We start from the raw sequence: 17,531 nt of genomic DNA on the forward strand, positions 1-17,531 counted from the left end.
ACCTGCGCAAAACCTGTAGGAGCTGGCTTGCCAGCGATGGCGGCATCACGGCCACCATCGCATCGCCGGCAAGCCGGCTCCTACGGATTTGCGTGACGCCACCAATTCAACTTACCTGCGCAAAACCTGTAGGAGCTGGCTTGCCAGCGATGGCGGCATCACGGCCACCATCGCATCGCTGGCAAGCCAGGTCCTACAGTGATTGGGTACAGCCGCGAGAAATGGGGCGGCTGTCAGGCCTCAAAGATGATCCGCATCGATCACCGCCTTGGCGAACGCCTGCGGATCTTCCTGTGGCAAGTTGTGGCCGATGCCGCCGCTGATCAGGCGGAACTGGTATTTGCCGGTAAAGCGCTTGGCGTAATCCTCGGGGGCCGGGTGCGGGGCGCCGTTGGCGTCGCCTTCCAGGGTGATGGTCGGCACACTGATGGAAGGTGCCGTGGCCAGTTTCTGCTCCAGTGCTTCGTATTGGCTTTCGCCCTGGACCAGGCCCAGGCGCCAGCGATAGTTGAACACGGTGATGTCGACATGGTCGGGGTTGTCCAGCGCCTTGGCGCTGCGGTCGAAGGTGGCGTCGTCGAAGGCCCATTTTGGCGAGGCCAGTTGCCAGATCAGCTTGGCGAAGTCATGGGTGTTTTTCTCGTAGCCGGCGCGGCCGCGGTCGGTGGCGAAGTAGAACTGGTACCACCACTGCAGTTCGGCCTTGGGCGGCAGCGGGTTCTTGCCGGCGGCCTGGTTACCGATCAGATAGCCGCTGACCGACACCAGGGCCTTGACCCGTTCCGGCCACAGCGCCGAAACGATGTCGGCGGAACGCGCGCCCCAATCATAACCACCGAGCACGGCTTGCTTGATCTTCAGGGCGTCCATGAAATCGATGACGTCGCTGGCCAGCGCGGCCGGTTGGCCATTGCGCAAGGTCTTGTCGGAGAGGAAGTGCGTATCGCCGTAGCCGCGCGCATAGGGCATCAACACGCGATAACCCTTGGCCGCCAACAAGGGCGCGACTTCGTCATAGCTGTGGATGTCGTACGGCCAGCCGTGCAGCAGAATCACCACCGGGCCGTCGGCCGGGCCCGTTTCGGCGTACGCCACGCTGAGCAGGCCCGCGTTGACATGCTTGAGCGGACCGAACGGCGAGGGCGCCGCCTGCGTGGTGCCGGCAGGGGGGGCGGCAGGGGATGTCTGCGCGTGAGCTACACCCAGAACGCCCAACAGACTCAGGGCGAGGATCGACGAGCCGACCAGGCGGCGGCGAGGGTTACCGGTTCTGTCGTTGTGCTGTGCCTTCTTCATGTGATGTCTCCTGTTCAAGCCGCTGGCCAGGGGATCGGGCCGATCCCCTTTAAACCCTGCCTGCATTTGAACGCGAAGACGTATCTGGCCTGTGTCGAAGAGCGGGGCCGGTGTCAGCCCCTGTATCCCGCTGCTGTCCAGATACACAGTGATACACAGCGTCAGGATCAAGCCTGTGCTGCACTCACCTTGCCCGTGACGGTGGCGTTTCTGCGCACCGATTGATACAGCAGGCTGGACACCAGGAAGCCCACGATCGCCAACCCGCTCATCAGGCTGAACACATAGTTATAGCCTTGCTGGCCGGGGAAGTGGTCGAGGATGGCGCCGTAGATCACGTAGGCGAACATGCCCGGGGCATAGCCGATCAGGCAGCCGATGCCGAAGGCCGAGCCGGTGATGTGCTGGGGAATGCCGACTTCACCCATGGGCGCCCAGAACACGCCGCGCATGGAAAACACGATCAGCGCGAAGGACAGGGTGGCGGCCATGCCGGCATAGATGAAGCTCGGGCTTTTCGGAATCAACAGGATCACGGCCATCAGCGGCAGCAGCGCCAGGAACGCCCACTTCAGGTAGCGGCTGGTGCTCTTGAACTGTTTGTCGGCGATGAAACCGCCGGCAGGGCCGCCGAGGATCTTCAGGAAGTACTGGTTGATGATGCCGTAGGCGCCCACCAGGGCCACGGGCAGGCCGTACATTTCCTTGAGGTAGGGAATGAAATAGGTCAGGCCGCAGTAGACGATGTAGACCATGAACACATTGAGGCTGACCAGCCAGATGCCCGGCACCTTGATGGCTTCGAACAGGTTGGCCAGGCCGTTGCCGGGCTTGGCGGTCGACTGGGTGGCGCCGCTCTTGAGCAGGAACCAGGTCAGGGTGCCGGCCAGGATGTCGATCACCGAGTAGAACAGGATCGCCGACTTCAGGCCGGCTTCGCCCGAGCCCATGGCGATGAACACACCCAACGCGCAGAAGGCCACCAGGGTATCGACGACACCACGCCCGCCTTCGAGCAGGCCGAACAGCCGACCCTGTTCCTGATCGTCACCGAGGTTGCGGATGGCCTTGAGCAGCGACGGCCAGAAGAGGCAGTCGGCGCACACCGCCAGCAGGCTGAACACGATCAGCAGGTTGCTGAAGGGAGGAAAGGTCGCCAGGTACAGCCCCAGGCCGCCGGTGCCGATCAGGCCGAGGGGGATCAGCTTGCGGGTGTCGTAGCGATCGGCGAGCAGGCCGCCGACCACGAACAGCGCGGTGGCGATGATCGCGTTGGCGCTGAGCAACATGCCGATTTCAGTGTGGCTCAGGCCCATGAATTCCTGCATGGGCACATAAAAGGCGTCCTTGAGGTTGGCCAGTTTGTAGATGGTGCCGCCACCGAGGATGAGGATCAGGAATCGCAGCCATTTGGCCTTGTTTTGCATTGTCATTATTGTTCTCCGGGCGTAATCGGTTCGTAGCGTCGGGTTCAGGCGTTGCAGGTATCGGCGAGGGTGAGTTCGGCCAGGGTGCGCAACTCGGCCAGCACACCGCGGACATAGGCGACCTGGTTGTTCGCCCAGCGGTGTTCGTCGGCAAGCATTCGTTCGAGCGAGAAGCCTTCAGGCAGCGGTGTATCACTCATTTCCCGGTAGGCAATGAACGGGTCGGCCGCCTCAAGGGTCTGGCGGAACGCCGGGGCCACGTAGTGGTTTTCCTGCTCGAGGATGAAGGCGATGACCTGCGGGCTGGTGTCGCCCAGCATTAGCAGCTCGAACAGCAGGCGGGCACTGGGCAGGTCGTCTTCGGCGCTGCCCTGCAGGACGCCGTAATGGCCGAAGCCGTTTTGCTCGGGGACCACGCGCACGCCCTTGAGGTGCGCCTGGCGGATGTGCGGCGCCAGGTTGCGCAGCGCCTGCAGGGGTTGTTCGCAGGCATTGATCATGTTGCCGAAGTCGAACAGGGCATGCAGGCGAGGGTGGTTGAGGCGGGTCAGCAGTTGCGCGATCTCGGCGCTCTTGAGCTCTTCATGCTGCTCGAAGTCGAAGTACAGGTCGTGCTTGTCGGCCTGCTGCGCGAGGTAGTGCAGGTCGGTTTCGATCACGTCCATCACTTGCGACAGCGTGCCCTCGTAGCGCGAGTAGACGCGGATGTTGCGCACGCCCAGGGCGAGGGCGATGGCGATCACCTGGTCGACGTCCTTTTTCCGCGTGCTGCTGATTTCCAGATGCACATCCAGGCCCAGGGCCCTGGCCTTGGCGGCAAATACCTGCAATTGCGCGGGCGTCATCTGGCTCAGGCTGTTCTGCTCGCCGTCGAGCAAGTGCAGGCTCAGGCCTTGCAGTTCGTGGCGATAGGCGAAGTCGAGCAGGTCGGCGGGGGTGACACGGCCGTGGGTGAGGTTGGTCAGCAGCGGGTAGGCGTGGGCGAACAGGCGCAGTTGCCTCAGGCGGTCGAGCAACCGGCGGGCCAGTGCGTCGGTCAGCACGGGAGCGGTGCCGTCCTCGACCACGTTGTGGCCGAGCAGGGCGTTGAAGCGTTCCTGGATCTTATTGTTCATTCGAGTCGTTCCTGGTTCAGACGCTGGGTCTTGCGACGCAGCCTTTATCGCGCCAGTCAGGAACTCTCGATAGATCCATTATCAGTTAATTGATAAGACCACTTGCGGGCTTCAAGTGGCCTGCGTCAGGCACCCCATTGCGTCCAGCGCCCGGGCCAGCGCCGCGACGCGTTCCCGGGCCTGGTGTTCAGGGGTGCCGGCAAAACCGATCAGCAGGGCCGGCGGCAGCACGTGCCCGATGCAGTAGTCGGAGAGGGCGTAGGTGTGGATGTTGTGCCGGGCCAGTTGCTTGGCAATGGCGTCGTCGTCGAGCGCCGGGGGGAGCCAGGCGATCAGGTGCATGCCGGCGTCCACCGGGGTGATCCTGAAGAATCCGCCGAGCTGTTGTTGCAACTGCTCGACCAGGGCCTGCTGGCGAGCCTGGTACAGTGTGCGCAGGCGACGGATGTGCCCCAGGAAGTGGCCTTCGACCATGAAGTCCGCTGTGGTCGCCTGCAGCAGGGTGGGCGGGCTGCGATCCATCACCGCGCGCAAGGTGCAGAAGGGTTCGACCAAGGCCTGGGGCAAGATCACGTAGCCCAGGCGCAGCGACGGGAACAGCACCTTGCTGAAGGTCCCGACGTAGATCACCCGCGCCATCTGGTCCATGGCATAGAGCGCGGGCAGCAGGCGGCCGCTGTAGCGCAGTTCGCTGTCGCAATCGTCCTCGATGATCCAGCTTTGCTGGCGTGCCGCCCAATCGATCAGGGCCTGGCGTCGCGCATAGCTGAGGGTCACGCCCAGGGGATGCTGGCGCGAGGGGGTGGTGAACACCAGGCGCGCATCGGGGCATTGGGCCAGCCCTTGCTGGACATCGATGCCCTGTTCATCGACGCGCAGCGGCACCACCTGCGCGCCCTGGGCCTGCAAGGCGATGCGCGCGGCGATGTGCCCCGGGTCTTCCATCCACACGCTGTCCTGCGGATTGAGCAGCAGCATGCCCAGCAGGTTGAAGGCTTGCTGTGCACCGGAAACGATCACCACTTGCCCGGCGTCGCAGTCGATGCCCCGGGCGTCGAAGACGTACTCGGCGATGGCTGTGCGCAAGGCCTGCAAGCCTTGCAGCTCGCCATAACCGAGCATGGCCTTGCTCGGCTTGAGCAGGTGGCGGTTCATCAGGCGCCGCCAGATCGCTTGCGGGAAGGCGTCGTAGGTGCTGTGGCTGGGCAGGAATGAGGTCGGGGTCGAAGGGTCCCAATCGGCATAGGACACCCCGCGAAAATGATCGCTGCGCAGCGACAGCATCGACTGGCTCAGGTCGGACAGGCGAGGCGGCTGGCGCGCCTGCCCGTCGTCGACCATCGTGCGCTGTTCCCACTCGGTGCCGACGTAGGTGCCGGCCCCGGTGCGCGAGGCCAGGAAGCCTTCGGCGATCAACTGATCGAAGGCATTGAGGATGGTGATCCGCGACAGAGCCAGCTCCTTGCTCAGGGTGCGCGTCGACGGCAGGCGCACGCCGCCCTGGATGCGGCCGCCGAGGATCTGCTTGCGAATCTGCAAGTAAAGCTGGCGGTACAAGGGGATGGCGCTGGCACGGTCCAGCTCGATGGCCGACAGCAACAAACCTGCGGGGGATTTCATGACGCGCTCGTCTGGACGGAGTGTGGGTGGTCCCGCGCCGGCTGGCGCCGAGGTGTGCAGGGTAGCGAGCGGCAGCGGATAAGTCATCCACCGCCGGGAACGCCACGGCGGGCACTGTCATGAAATGAAAAGCCATTGTCGTCTGATGAGAAGCGGCTGTTTGGGCGTCATCCTACAGTCCAATCAGCGCAAATCGACGCAGCAGCCAATATTGCAGACTGGAGAACAAGAAAAATGGCCAAAGCCGTACGCTTCTACGAAACCGGTGGTCCCGACGTCCTTCGTTATGAGGATGTCGAAGTCGGCGACCCCGGTCCTGGTCAGGTACGTCTGCGTCATGTAGCGGTCGGCCTGAACTATGCCGACACCTACTTTCGCAACGGCACCTACCCGATCCCGATGCCCAACGGCATGGGCGTCGAGGCGTCCGGTGTGGTCCAGGCCATCGGCGAAGGCGTGACCAACGTCCAGGTGGGGGACCGCGTCACCTATACCGGTTTCCTCAACACCCTCGGCGCCTACAGCACCGAACGACTGATCGCGGCCGCGCCGCTGATCAAGCTGCCGGAAACCATCAGTTTCGAAACCGCCGCGGCCATGACCATGCGCGGCCTGACGTCGTCGTACCTGATGCGCCGCATCTACGACTTCAAGGAAGGCGACAGCATCCTGCTGCACGCCGCCGCCGGTGGCGTTGGCCTGATCGTTTCGCAGTGGGCCAAGTTGCTCGGCCTGAACGTGATCGGCACGGTGTCGACCGAGCAAAAGGCTGAAATCGCCCGTGCCCACGGTTGCGACCATACTATCAATTACAGCCATGAAGACGTCGCCGCTCGCGTTCGCGAATTGACCGACGGCGTGGGCGTCAACGTGGTGTTCGACAGCGTTGGCAAGAACACCTTCATGGGTTCGCTGGATTCGTTGAAACCCCGTGGCCTGATGGTCTGCGTGGGTACCGCATCCGGGCCTATCCCGGCGTTCGATCCGGTGATGCTGGCGATGAAAGGTTCGCTGTTCCTGACCCGTCCGGCCCTGGCCAACTACATCAGCGATCCTGCGGAAAAAGCCGCCCTGGCCGGTGAGTTGTTCGACCACGTCGGCAGCGGCCGCATCAAGATCGAGATCAACCAGCACTACGCGTTGCAGGACGCGGTGCAGGCGCATCGCGATCTTGAGTCGCGCAAGACTACCGGCTCGTCGATTTTCGTCATTTAAGGAGCTGCCAGCCATGAAAGTCGAACAATTGACCTGCAGCATCGGTGCCGAACTGATCGGCGTGAACCTCGCCGACGCGGTGCATGACGACGGTCTGTTTGCCGAGATTCGTGCCCAGTTGCTCAAGCACCGAGTGGTGTTCCTGCGCGACCAGGACATCAGCCGCGCCGACCACGTGGCCTTCGCCCGCCGCTTCGGCGAGCTGGAAGACCACCCGGTGGCCGGCAGCGATCCGGAGCATCCGGGGCTGGTGCGCATCTACAAGAATCCTGACCAGCCGATGGACCGCTACGAAAACGCCTGGCACACCGATGCGACCTGGCGCGAAGTTCCGCCGATGGGTGCCGTGCTGCGTTGTGTTGAATGCCCGCCAGTGGGCGGCGACACCATGTGGACCAACATGGTCCAGGCCTATGCGAACCTGCCGGAAGACGTAAAGCTCAAGATCGCCGACCTGCGTGCCCGCCACAGCATCGAAGCGAGCTTCGGCGCGGCCATGCCGATCGAAAAGCGCCTGGGACTCAAGGCGATGTACCCGGACGCCGAGCACCCGGTGGTGCGCACCCATCCGGAAACCGGCGAGAAGGTGCTGTTCGTCAACGCCTTCACCACTCATTTCAGCAACTATCACACCCCTGAACGGGTGCGCTTCGGCCAGGACGCCAACCCTGGCGCCGGCGAGTTGCTGCGCTACCTGATCAGCCAGGCGTACATCCCTGAGTATCAAGTGCGCTGGCGCTGGAAGCCCAACAGCATCGCCATCTGGGACAACCGCAGTACCCAGCATTACGCCGTCATGGACTACCCGCCGTGCCATCGCAAGATGGAGCGCGCCGGGATCATCGGCGACAAGACTTTCTGATCCAACCCTTCTGCATACGCACTCGTAGACACGTCTGCCCGGCCACGACCCGGGCGGACGGGACAATCATAAGAACTGGAGTAAACCATGCAATTCTTCGACGATTCCCTGCACCCCGAAAACATGGAAAAGGTGGTCATCACCGTGGCCCCGTACGGCCCGGAATGGATGCCTGAAGACTTCCCGGAAGACATCCCGCTGACCATGGACGAGCAAGTCCAGAAAGCGGTTGAATGCTATGAAGCCGGTGCCACGGTTTTGCACCTGCACGTGCGTGAACTGGATGGCAAGGGCTCCAAGCGCCTGTCCAAGTTCAACGAGCTGATCGCCGGTGTGCGCGAAGCCGTGCCGGACATGATCATCCAGGTCGGCGGCTCGATTTCCTTCGCCCCGGAAAGCGACGGTGAAGCGGCCAAGTGGCTGTCCGACGACACTCGCCACATGCTGGCCGAGCTGACGCCGAAACCGGACCAGGTCACGGTGGCCATCAACACCACCCAGATGAACATCATGGAGCTGCTGTATCCGGAATACCTGGAAGGCACCTCCCTGGCCAACCCGATGGTCCAGGCCGCCTACAGCGAAATGACCGTACCGGCAGGTCCAGCCTGGGTTGCCGAGCACCTCAAGCGCCTTATGGACAACGGCATCCAGCCGCACTTCCAGCTGACCGGCATCCATGCCTACGAAACCCTGGAGCGCCTGGTGCGCAAGGGCATCTACAAGGGCCCGCTGAACCTGACCTGGATCGGCATCGGCGGTGGTTTCGACGGTCCGAACCCGTTCAACTTCTTCAACTTCATCCACCGTGTTCCGGATGGTTGCACCCTGACCTCCGAGTCGCTGCTCAAGAACGTGCTGCCGTTCAACACCATGGCCATGTCCATGGGGCTGCACCCGCGCGTGGGCAACGAAGACACTATCATTGATCACAAGGGCGAGCGTTTCGGCTCGGTTGCGCAGATCAAGCAAACCGTACGCATCGCCCACGAACTGGGTCGCGAAATCGCCACCGGCAAAGAAGCCCGTGAGATCTATCGCATCGGTGTGCAGTACGACAGCATCGAAGACACCCTGCTGGCCAACGGAATGTCCCCCAACCGCAAGGCTGGGCAAAAAGGTGTGCCGCAACGCGGCTGACCCGTGGCGCGCACGAGGGGCCGTGACCGCTCGTGCGCACTGCAAAACGCTTGATAACAAAAATAAATAAAAGCTTTGAGGAGGCTGCATGGCCTTTCACCCAATCGCCGACGATGACGACGCTGGTTGCGTCAACGTTGCGCGTAAATATGCCTGGATTGTCTTTGCACTGACGTTCGGCCTGTTGATTTCCGATTACATGTCACGCCAGGTGCTCAATGCGGTGTTCCCGCTGCTCAAGAGCGAGTGGTCCCTGAGTGACGGCCAACTGGGTTTGCTCAGTGGCATTGTCGCCCTGATGGTCGGCCTGCTGACGTTCCCGCTGTCGCTGATGGCCGACCGCTTCGGCCGGGTCAAGAGCCTGGCGCTGATGGCGATGCTGTGGAGCGTGGCAACCCTGGGTTGCGCGTTGGCCCAGGATTACCAGCAGATGTTCATCGCCCGGTTCATGGTGGGCGTTGGCGAGGCGGCCTACGGCAGCGTCGGCATCGCGGTAGTGATTTCGGTGTTTCCGAAACACATGCGCGCCACCCTGGCCAGTGCCTTCATGGCGGGCGGGATGTTCGGCTCGGTGTTGGGCATGGCCTTGGGCGGTGCGATCGCGGCCAAGCTCGGCTGGCGCTGGTCGTTCGCCGGCATGGCGCTGTTCGGGCTGCTGCTGGCGATGCTTTACCCGATCATCGTCAAGGAAGCGAAGATTGCACCCAAGCGCGCAGCCCAGCTGGCGAACAAGGTGGCCGCGGTCAAGCGTCCATTGAGCACGTTGTGGTCCAGCCGTTCGGTGGTGGCGACCTATTTCGGCAGTGGCCTGCAGCTGTTCGTCGGCGGCACGGTGATGGTGTGGATTCCCAGCTACCTCAATCGCTACTACGACATGCCCACGGACAAGGCGGGCGGCATGGCCGCGATCATCGTCCTGTGCAGCGGCGCCGGGATGATCCTGTGCGGCATGCTCAGCGATCGGCTGTGCCGTAATTCGCCGGAACGCAAGGTCAGCCTGGCCATCGGGTTTTGCCTGGGCAGCTGCCTGCTGCTGTCGGCGGCGTTCGCGCTACAGGCAGGGCCCCTGCAACTGGCGCTGATCTGCCTGGGCATGCTGATTGCCACCGGTACCACCGGCCCGGCGGGCGCGATGGTCGCCAACCTGACCCATTACTCGGTCCACGGCACAGCCTTCGCCACGCTGACATTGGCCAACAACATGCTGGGCCTGGCGCCTGGGCCGTTCATCACTGGACGGGTGTCGGACCTGATCGGCCTGCATGCCGCGTTCCAATTGGTGCCACTGGTCAGCCTCGCGGCAGCGGCGGTGTTCTTTTATGCCAAGTGTCATTACCACAAAGATATTGCCCGCCTTCAGGGTCAGAGCGTGCCTGACCCCGTCAACCAGGCCGGGTTAGAGGTGAAGTTGTGAGTCGTCGTCTACAAATTGATGTGTTTTTCGATTTTATCTGCCCTTGGTGCCTGATCGGCAAACGCCAGCTGGAGCATGCGCAGGTGCAGTTTCGCAATCGCCATCCGGATGTGCAGATCAACACCCGGTGGCATGGGGTGCAGTTGCTGCCGCATTTGCCGGTAGAAGGTGAGCCCTTCGCCGATTTCTACCGCAAGCGCCTGGGCAATGCCGATGCCGTGACCATGCGCCAGGCCCAGGTACAGCAGGCTGCCGCGGCGGTAGGACTGACCATCGACCTCAGCCACATCGAGACGATGCCCAACACCGCCGACGCCCATCGCCTGTTCGAGCGAGCCAGTGCACTGGGTAATGTTGCCCAGCGTGAAATGCTGCTCGAACGGCTGTTCGCCGCTTATTTCCGCAAGCGCGAAAACCTCGGCTGCCGCGAGACCTTGCTCGCCATTGCCCGCTCCTGCGGCATCGATGCGGATGCGTTGCTCGATTGCCTGAAGGGCGACGGCACGCCCTTCGAGGGATCTCCCGGTGCGACCAGTGGCGTGCCGAGCTTTCAGTTCAACGGCCGCATGACGGTGATCGGTGCCCAACCTGCCCAGGCGCTGCTCGGGGCCATGAACGAAGCACTCAAGGAAAATGAACGCGAGCGGCAGCCGGCATGACCCGGCGCATACCCGTACCTGCCGGCAAACACCCGCAGGCCGGCGGCCGGGCGCTGTTCGAGTTCGACGACAAGAGCCTGGCGTTGTTCAACGTCGACGGGCAGCTGTTCGCCATTGACGACAGTTGCCCGCACCAGGGCGCCTCGCTGTGTGGCGGGCGTCTTGAGGGGCGAGTGATTCAATGTTGCGCCCATGGTTTGCGCTTCGATTTGCACAGCGGCTACCTGCTCAATTCCAGGCAGGTGAAAGTCAACAACTACCCGGTCGAGATCATCGACGGCCAGGCGTTCATCGTCATCGTTCCCGAGGAGGCCGCGCCATGAGCGCCATCGCCCTTACCCGTATCCATAGTCGCACGCGCGAATTGGCCCCGGGGTTTATCGTCAGTCTGATCGTGGCCGCCGCCGCCTCGTTTTTGTCCGAGCACTACGGTGCCCCGGTCATGCTGTTCGCGTTGCTGCTGGGCATGGCCCTGAATTTCCTCGCCGGTGACGGCGTCTGCAAGGCCGGCATCGAATTCACCGCGCGCACCGTGTTGCGCATCGGCGTGGCGCTGCTGGGCATGCGCATCACCCTCGAGCAGATGGCGGCGCTGGGCTGGAAGCCGGTGGCCCTGGTGGTGATCCTGGTGGTGGTGACCATCGGCGTGTCGGTGATCGCGGCCAAGGCGCTGGGCTTCCAGCGTTTGTTCGGCATGCTCACCGGTGGCGCCACCGCGATCTGCGGCGCATCGGCCGCGTTGGCCCTGGCGGCAGCGCTGCCTAACCACCCGCAGAAAGAACGCGCGACCCTGTTCACGGTGATCGGTGTCTCGGCGCTGTCGACCATGGCGATGATCGTCTACCCGATGATCGCCAACTGGCTGCAACTGTCGCCGCAGGTGGCGGGCGTGTTCCTCGGCGCGACCATCCACGACGTGGCCCAGGTGGTCGGTGCCGGCTACAGCATGTCCACCGAGACCGGTGACACGGCCACGGTCGTCAAGCTGATGCGGGTCGCCATGCTGCTGCCGGTGATCGTCACCGCCGCCATGATCACCCGTATGCAAGGCGCCGATCCGACCGGCAAGCGACCACCGTTGCTGCCATGGTTCGCCGTCGGTTTCCTGATCCTGGCGTGCATCAACAGCACCGGCTGGATTGCTCCGGTGGTGCAGGGTTCGGTCAATGAACTGTCGCGCTGGTGCCTGGTGGTGTCCATCAGTGCCCTGGGCATGAAGACCCAGCTCAAGGAGCTGGCGGCGGTGGGCATCAAGCCGATCCTGCTGATGGTGGGGGAGACGGTATTCCTCGTCGTGCTGGTGCTGTTGTTGCTGCGCTGGGGGCTCTGAGGGCAGGTCTTCCACAGGTTTTATCGCAGGGCTTCACTGGGCTGGCTCCTCGTCACAGTGAAGCGCTCGACCGGTGTTACCCGCACCGGTCTTTATACGGCGACTGTACCAGCAGTCGCCGTTTTTTTTGCCGGGTCAACCAAGGTGCATTCGCACCGGGCACACCCTGTAGGAGCCCGGCTTGCCGGCGAAGGCGGCCTCACAGCCAACCCATCTCTCACGGCTGTACCCGATCCACTGTAGGAGCTGGCTTGCCAGCGAAGACGGCCTCATAGCCGACCCATCTCCCACGGCCGTACCCGATCCACTGTAGGAGCCCGGCTTGCCGGCGATGACGGCCTCACAGCCGACCTATCTCTCACGGCTGTACCCGATCCACTGTAGGAGCCCGGCTTGCCGGCGATGACGGCCTCACAGCCGACCCAACTCCCACGGCCGTACCCGATCTACTGTAGGAGCAAGCTTGCTCGCGATGGAGGTCAACGATGACGCGGGAAGCCTGACACCCCGCGGTGCTCTCAGGTTTTTCGCGAGCAAGCTCGCTCCTACATGGGCCCACTACGCAGAACCTCCACTTGGCCTCACGATGTGGCAAGAAAATCAAAAGCCAATTCAAAAGCAAAAGCGAGGCGGCCTACGAGCCGACCTGATCCCAAGTGAACGCATCCCCCCTGTAGGAGCTGGCTTGTCGGGTCGCCGCATCGCAGCGATGGTCGTCAACGATGACGCGCGCTGTCTGAATGAATGCGTTGTCCAGACGTTTTTCGCGAGCAAGCTCGCTCCCACAGTAGATCGGGTACGGCCGTGGGAGATGGGTCAGCTTTGAGGCCGCCATCGCCGGCAAGCCGGCTCCTACAGTGGATCGGGTAGGGCCGCGAGTGATGGGTCGGCTGTCAGGCCGCCTTCGCCGGCAAGCCGGCTCCTACAGTAGATCGGGTAGGGCCAAGAGTGATGGGTTGGCTTTGAGGCCGCCATCGCCGGCAAGCCGGGCTCCTACAGTGGATCGGGTAGGTCCGCGAGTGATGGGTCGGCTGTCAGGCCGCCTTCGCCGGCAAGCCGGCTCCTACAGTAGATCGGGTAGGGCCAAGAGTGATGGATTGGCTGTGAGGCCGCCATCGCTGGCAAGCCGGCTCCTGCAGTAGATCGGGTAGGGCCGCGAGAGATGGGGTGGCTGTGAGGCCGCCTTCGCCGGCAAGCCGGCTCCTACAGTAGATCGGGTGTGGCCGGAGGAGATGGGGTGGCTTTGAGGCCGTCATCGCCGGCAGGCCGGCTCCCACAGTTGATTGGGTGCAGGCGTGAGTGATGGGTCGACGGTCACGCCGGTTTTTTTGCGCCGCGATATCAGGAGATCTTGGGTGGGACAGCATCCGCCGGAGCTTTTGTCGAACCCTGCTTCTGCGCTCGCCACGCCGCCGGCGGCATGCCGAACTGGCTGATGAACCAGCGGGTAAACGAACTCGCCATCGCATACCCGAGCATGTCGGCGATCCTTCCGAGCGAGTAGTTCGGATTCTCCAGATAACGCAGCACCAAATCCCGGCGCACATCATTGATCAGGTCGTTGAAAGCACAACCATCGTCCTTGAGACGACGTTGCAGGGTGCGCACGTTCATGCCCTGGCTCTGGGCGATCTGCTCGATGGTGGCGCGGCCCATGGGTAGCAGCAGGTAGATGGCCTTGCGCACTTCGAACAGCATCGACGTGCTTTCGGTGCTTTGCAACGAGTCGAGGTAGCTCTGGGCGTAGCGGGCCATGGCCGGGTCGGCATTGGGGTTGGTCATGTCCAGGCTGGCGCCTGTGCAGACGATGCCGTTGAACTCGCTGCCGAACTCCAGGGTGCAGCCGAACAGGCGCCGGTGCAGCTGCACGTTGTCGGGGGCCTGGTGGGTGAAATTGACGCTGTAGGGATGCCAGTGGGCGCCGAGCAGGGCGGCGCACAGGCGGAACATCACGCCGATGGCAAGCTCAGTGGCCTGGCGGCTGGCCATCGGCGATTCGGTGACCACCTCTTCGCGAATGATCACCATCTTGCCGGCCTCTTCGATGAAGATCGCCAGCGAATCGTTCATCAAGTGCCGGTAATGCACCACCACCTGCAAGGCATCGCGCAGCGTGCGCTGATGGCTGAGCAGCAGGGCGACCACGCCGAAATCCGAGAGCTGGCGTGACTCGGCCATGCTCAAGCCGAACGTCTGGCAACCGCTGGCGGCGGCCGAATCCTCCAGCAGGCGTACGGCGGCATCGATGGGAATACGGTGCCCGGGGGCTTGCAGCTGGGCCTTGGTCAAGCCGACGCCGGCCAGTACATCGTGCGGGTTGAAACCCAGGTATTGAGTGACCTCAAGGTAGTTGGTCAAGACGGCGGCGCGAACAAGCTTGGGCATTCGAAGGTCTTTCCTTAGCCAATTGCGATCAATTGAACCTGGCGACTATATCCAGCACATCAGCACTTGAACAGTTGTGCGATTGACGACAGTGCACGCCCGATTCTGCCCGGCCGACAACCGTTATCGAAGGGCGGTCGACGCTCCCCATTGATTACAGTGACCCGCAGCGATCCCGTGGGGTTATTCGACCAGCGGTCAGGAGCATCCGGTGGCGAAAAAACCTGTCATCAAATGAAAAGTGCCTGACGTCCAATGAAAAGCGCCAGGGGGGGGCGATCTTTAATGTCAGTCCTACAAAAAGCCCCTGGCCACAGAGCCAGTCGAGTCATCGAGAAAGCGTAGGTGTTGAATTGAACAAACTGCAAACCGCCGCAACCGTTCTGATCGTACCGGGCCTGCGCGAGCACGTTGCCGAACATTGGCAAACGCTGCTTGAAGCCAGGCTGGAAAAGGTACGCAGTGTGCCGCCACTGGAAACCGACAAGCTCGATTGCAATGCCCGCGTCCGGGCGATCCAGCACCAGCTGGAACAGATCGACGGGCCGGTCATCCTGGTCGCCCACAGCGCCGGTGTGCTGATGGTCGCCCACTGGGCTGCGCAATTCAGTCGTCCGATCAAGGGTGCCCTGCTGGCCGCGCCACCGGATCTCGAGGCCGCCTGGCCCGCCAACTATCCATCCCCTGAAACCCTGCGCAGCAGCGGTTGGGATCCTCTGCCAACCGGGCCGTTGCCATTCCGTAGCCTGGTGGCCGCCAGCACCAACGATCACCTGGCCAGCCTGGACGCCGCCACTAGACTTGCCCAAGGCTGGGGCGCCGAATTGCTCAATCTGGGCGATGTCGGCCACCTCAATCCGGCGGCGGGTTTCGGTCACTGGCCTGAGGCTGAAGCACTCATCCTCGAGCTGGACCGCTAGTACAGGAGCCGGTCGGGCCGCATCCCGACCAGCACTCGCCCTCATCCCTGAACACGCAGGCCCCACCGGGTCGCGCGAGGGCTGCTGCGCTTAAAACAAATACAAAAAGGCGGAGACAACGCAATGCACAACAATAAGAATCACGGCTTCACCACCGCACGCTACACCTTGTTGGCCTCGGCCATCCTGGCCGCCATGATGCCGGCCGCCCATGGCGCAGAAATCGAGACCGGTAACCCGGACTGGAACGTTCGCCTGGACAACACCATCAAGTACAACTATGGCGTGCGCACCGAAAGTGCCGACAAGCGCATGTTGGGCACTCCGAACAACAACGACGGCGACTACAACTTCCGCAAGTCCGGCACCAACATCACCAACCGTGTCGACCTGCTGACCGAGATGGACGTGGTCTATCAGAACCACATGGGCTTCCGTGTCAGCGCCGCCACCTGGTACGACAAGGCCTACGATAACACCGGTTCGAACTCCAACCCGTTCGTCAACGGCAACGGTTCGACCTCGGGCCTGATCGCCAACGACCCGCGCCTGGCCGGTGTCACCAACGACAACGTCGGCAATGGCAGCCCGCACCTGAGCAACTACGCCCAGCGCTACTACAGCGGCCCGTCCGGCGAAATCCTCGACGCCTTCGTGTTCTACAGCACCGAAGTGGGCGAAGAGTCGATGCTCAGCGTCAAGGCTGGTCAGCACAACGTGTTCTGGGGCGAGACCATTCTCAATCCGGTGCATTCGATCAGCTACGGCCAGTCCGGCCTCGACCTGGCCAAGCTCGCCGCGTCGCCGGGCACTGAAGCCAAGGAACTGTTCGTCCCGCGCAACCAGCTGTCGATGACCTTCACCGTCAATCCGGAATTGACCGTGGGCGCCCAGTACTTCCTCGATTGGGACGCCGCGCGCCTGCCGGAAGCCGGCACCTACTACGGCGGTTCCGACCTGGTCGGTTTTGGTGCGCAGTCGTTCCTGTTGGGCAACACCAACGCCGTGGTCCCGGGCAGCCCGCTGGGCTGTGGCCTGGCGCCGTGCAACGGCTTGACCAACGTGCGTCGCGGGCATGACCTGACGCCGGACAAGCGTGGCGATTGGGGCATCATGGCCAAGTGGTCGCCGGCCTGGCTGGATGGCACCCTCGGTGTCTACTACCGCGAAACCTCGGAAATCCTGCCGCAAGCCTGGCTGGATGCTCGCGGCCTGAGCTCGGCCAACGCCAACGGCACCCGTCCGGCCGGCCAGGTACCCGCGGTGATCAACACCCTCAACTCGCTGAGCACCGCCACCTATCAAATGGCCTATGCCGACAACGTCAAGATCGTCGGCCTGAGCCTGTCCAAGGACGTGGGCGGTGTGAGCGTGGGCTCGGACCTCAACGTTCGGCACAACATGCCGCTGGCCAGTATTCCGGCGGTCGTCAGCACCAACAGTCCGCTGGGCCTGGGCCAGGGTCTTGGCCTTTTGCCGGCGCGCACGCCCGGCACCGGCATCGTCTATGACACCCCGGAAAAGGGCGACAGCATGGCCGCCACCGGCGACACCCTGCACTGGACGCTCAACGGCCTGATGACCATGCCGAAAACCCCCGTGTTCGATTCGGCGACCCTGCTCGCCGAGTTGTACTACAGCAACTTGCTCAAGCTCGATAGCAAGAACGAGGCGCTCTACAAAGGCAAGGATACCTATCGCGGCATCGACCAGCCGACCCGGGACAACTGGGGTATCGCGGTGAACTTCACACCGACCTGGTACCAGGTGTTTCCCGGTGTCGACCTCAACGCGCCGATGTCCATCAACCTCGGTCTCGACGGCGTGTCACCGGTCTCCGGTGGCGGTGCCAAGGATACCGGTAACTACGCAGTCGGCCTCGGGGCCGTTGTGTACAACAAATACTTTGTCGACCTGAAGTACGTGGATTCTTTCGGCAAAGCCGACAAGTGCAATGTCAGTGGTGTGAGTACCGGCCCCAACGGAGGTGACGGCGCTGCGCCGAACGCCTTCAGCGGTAACGAAAACTACGCCTGCTACGCCGGTGGCTACTCAGCCTTTTCCGGTGGTGGTGCAACGACTGAGGACCGTGGCGCCGTTTACCTGACGATGAAAACCACTTTTTGATTCACCACTGATTTGCTCAAC

Annotated in this window: 14 protein-coding genes; 9 read left to right on the forward strand and 5 right to left on the reverse strand. The window is 62.8% G+C overall.

Annotated features, from left to right (window positions below; translation table 11 throughout):
* Positions 1-240 precede the first annotated feature (240 nt).
* The 4 genes from NPS56_RS28735 to NPS56_RS28750 form a co-directional block, all read right to left on the reverse strand.
* Positions 241-1,296: an alpha/beta fold hydrolase gene (locus tag NPS56_RS28735; protein WP_274077783.1), complete on the reverse strand. Its 1,056-nt coding sequence runs from the start codon at positions 1,294-1,296 to the stop codon at positions 241-243.
* 167 nt (positions 1,297-1,463) lie between these two features.
* Entirely contained in the window at positions 1,464-2,729 is a 1,266-nt protein-coding gene (locus NPS56_RS28740) for an MFS transporter (RefSeq protein ID WP_274077784.1), read from the reverse strand.
* Positions 2,730-2,767: 38 nt separating this feature from the next.
* Positions 2,768-3,838 carry a sugar phosphate isomerase/epimerase family protein gene (locus tag NPS56_RS28745; protein WP_274077785.1) on the reverse strand — a complete coding sequence of 357 codons (1,071 nt, stop codon included), beginning with the start codon at positions 3,836-3,838 and terminating at the stop codon, positions 2,768-2,770.
* Between the two features lie 111 nt (positions 3,839-3,949).
* Positions 3,950-5,458 carry a PLP-dependent aminotransferase family protein gene (locus NPS56_RS28750; protein WP_274077786.1) on the reverse strand — a complete coding sequence of 503 codons (1,509 nt, stop codon included), beginning with the start codon at positions 5,456-5,458 and terminating at the stop codon, positions 3,950-3,952.
* Between the two features lie 234 nt (positions 5,459-5,692).
* Between NPS56_RS28750 and NPS56_RS28755 the strand changes: the two genes are divergently transcribed.
* The 7 genes from NPS56_RS28755 to NPS56_RS28785 all read left to right on the forward strand — a co-directional run bounded on the left by NPS56_RS28755 (position 5,693) and on the right by NPS56_RS28785 (position 12,078).
* A complete protein-coding gene (locus tag NPS56_RS28755; RefSeq protein WP_274077787.1) occupies positions 5,693-6,673 on the forward strand; it encodes a quinone oxidoreductase family protein in 981 nt (326 codons plus the stop codon).
* Positions 6,674-6,686: 13 nt separating this feature from the next.
* Positions 6,687-7,535, forward strand: a complete 849-nt coding sequence (locus NPS56_RS28760) for a TauD/TfdA dioxygenase family protein (RefSeq protein ID WP_274077788.1) — start codon at positions 6,687-6,689, stop codon at positions 7,533-7,535.
* Positions 7,536-7,622: 87 nt separating this feature from the next.
* Positions 7,623-8,675: a 3-keto-5-aminohexanoate cleavage protein gene (locus tag NPS56_RS28765; RefSeq protein WP_274077789.1), complete on the forward strand. Its 1,053-nt coding sequence runs from the start codon at positions 7,623-7,625 to the stop codon at positions 8,673-8,675.
* 88 nt (positions 8,676-8,763) lie between these two features.
* Positions 8,764-10,089, forward strand: a complete 1,326-nt coding sequence (locus tag NPS56_RS28770) for an MFS transporter (protein WP_274077790.1) — start codon at positions 8,764-8,766, stop codon at positions 10,087-10,089.
* Complete coding sequence (locus tag NPS56_RS28775; protein WP_274077791.1) at positions 10,086-10,748, forward strand: DsbA family oxidoreductase; 663 nt, start codon at positions 10,086-10,088, stop codon at positions 10,746-10,748. Before NPS56_RS28770 ends, NPS56_RS28775 begins: the two co-directional genes overlap by 4 nt.
* Positions 10,745-11,071 (forward strand): Rieske (2Fe-2S) protein, encoded by a 327-nt coding sequence (locus NPS56_RS28780; protein ID WP_274077792.1) that lies wholly within the window; start codon positions 10,745-10,747, stop codon positions 11,069-11,071. Before NPS56_RS28775 ends, NPS56_RS28780 begins: the two co-directional genes overlap by 4 nt.
* Complete coding sequence (locus NPS56_RS28785) at positions 11,068-12,078, forward strand: YeiH family protein (protein WP_274077793.1); 1,011 nt, start codon at positions 11,068-11,070, stop codon at positions 12,076-12,078. The genes NPS56_RS28780 and NPS56_RS28785 overlap by 4 nt, the downstream gene beginning before the upstream one ends.
* A 1,341-nt stretch (positions 12,079-13,419) precedes the next feature.
* Here NPS56_RS28785 and NPS56_RS28790 read toward each other — a convergent pair.
* Positions 13,420-14,463 (reverse strand): AraC family transcriptional regulator, encoded by a 1,044-nt coding sequence (locus tag NPS56_RS28790; RefSeq protein WP_274077794.1) that lies wholly within the window; start codon positions 14,461-14,463, stop codon positions 13,420-13,422.
* A 353-nt stretch (positions 14,464-14,816) separates the two neighbouring features.
* Here NPS56_RS28790 and NPS56_RS28795 point away from each other — a divergent pair, with 353 nt between their 5' ends.
* Entirely contained in the window at positions 14,817-15,383 is a 567-nt protein-coding gene (locus NPS56_RS28795) for an RBBP9/YdeN family alpha/beta hydrolase (RefSeq protein ID WP_274077795.1), read from the forward strand.
* A gap of 123 nt (positions 15,384-15,506) precedes the next feature.
* Positions 15,507-17,510, forward strand: a complete 2,004-nt coding sequence (locus NPS56_RS28800) for a DUF1302 domain-containing protein (RefSeq protein ID WP_274077796.1) — start codon at positions 15,507-15,509, stop codon at positions 17,508-17,510.
* Positions 17,511-17,531 lie beyond the last annotated feature (21 nt).

Origin of the sequence: Pseudomonas putida, assembly GCF_028682635.1 — a bacterium.
Lineage (GTDB): Bacteria > Pseudomonadota > Gammaproteobacteria > Pseudomonadales > Pseudomonadaceae > Aquipseudomonas > Aquipseudomonas putida_AE.

Coding starts and splice junctions, on each gene's coding strand:
- NPS56_RS28765 (WP_274077789.1), top strand. CDS start 7,623: ATGCAATTCTTCGACGATTCCCTGCACCCCGAAAACATGGAAAAGGTG.
- NPS56_RS28755 (WP_274077787.1), top strand. CDS start 5,693: ATGGCCAAAGCCGTACGCTTCTACGAAACCGGTGGTCCCGACGTCCTT.
- NPS56_RS28780 (WP_274077792.1), top strand. CDS start 10,745: ATGACCCGGCGCATACCCGTACCTGCCGGCAAACACCCGCAGGCCGGC.
- NPS56_RS28735 (WP_274077783.1), bottom strand. CDS start 1,296: ATGAAGAAGGCACAGCACAACGACAGAACCGGTAACCCTCGCCGCCGC.
- NPS56_RS28750 (WP_274077786.1), bottom strand. CDS start 5,458: ATGAAATCCCCCGCAGGTTTGTTGCTGTCGGCCATCGAGCTGGACCGT.
- NPS56_RS28790 (WP_274077794.1), bottom strand. CDS start 14,463: ATGCCCAAGCTTGTTCGCGCCGCCGTCTTGACCAACTACCTTGAGGTC.
- NPS56_RS28785 (WP_274077793.1), top strand. CDS start 11,068: ATGAGCGCCATCGCCCTTACCCGTATCCATAGTCGCACGCGCGAATTG.
- NPS56_RS28760 (WP_274077788.1), top strand. CDS start 6,687: ATGAAAGTCGAACAATTGACCTGCAGCATCGGTGCCGAACTGATCGGC.
- NPS56_RS28740 (WP_274077784.1), bottom strand. CDS start 2,729: ATGACAATGCAAAACAAGGCCAAATGGCTGCGATTCCTGATCCTCATC.
- NPS56_RS28770 (WP_274077790.1), top strand. CDS start 8,764: ATGGCCTTTCACCCAATCGCCGACGATGACGACGCTGGTTGCGTCAAC.
- NPS56_RS28745 (WP_274077785.1), bottom strand. CDS start 3,838: ATGAACAATAAGATCCAGGAACGCTTCAACGCCCTGCTCGGCCACAAC.
- NPS56_RS28800 (WP_274077796.1), top strand. CDS start 15,507: ATGCACAACAATAAGAATCACGGCTTCACCACCGCACGCTACACCTTG.